The sequence below is a fragment of the Rhizobium sp. 01T444 genome (assembly GCF_056398305.1).
On record NZ_JBFTPD010000398.1, the window covers coordinates 1 to 526 of the forward strand.

General features: G+C 68.1%; 1 protein-coding gene. It reads left to right on the forward strand.

Translation table 11 applies throughout. The features are described from left to right. The coding region (locus AC1DTN_RS39135) for a hypothetical protein (RefSeq protein WP_477925628.1) at window positions 1-526 on the forward strand (526 nt) is incomplete at both ends.

Consider the following 526-nt stretch of genomic DNA (forward strand, 5'->3'; position numbering starts at 1 on the left):
GAGTTGGACCGAGACGGTCGCGCCGAGCGGCGGGCTGGACAGCATCAATATCGCGGCCTACCGCTCGACCGGCATCGTGACTGGCGACCCCGTCGCAGTGGGGCGCTGCGGCGGCCGGGCCGGCTTCTGCGCGCAAAGCCTCGTGGCTTTCCAGAACGGCCTGATTGCGACCGCCGGCAGCAACACGGCAGGCAACCGCACCACSGTGCARCTGSCCGCCAACAAGGTSCCCACCGGCATCGCCATGACCAACGACAGCGAGTTCGCGCTYGTSACGRTCTGGGACACCWCGRCGCTCAAGGGCCAGGTGGCGGTGATCGCGCTGGCCGGCCTGTGCGACGGCTGCAGCCCGTACAGCAGCACCAGCCCCCGCGCGTACTACGACTGGTGGCATGAGTGGATGGCGCCGTAYCCCGGCCTGCCGAACATGGGCAACATCGCCTTCATGAAGATCCTCGGYTAYGTCGACCTGCCYGGCATGKCGGCACCCACCGATATCGCCGTGACCACSGGCATGGACCAGTTC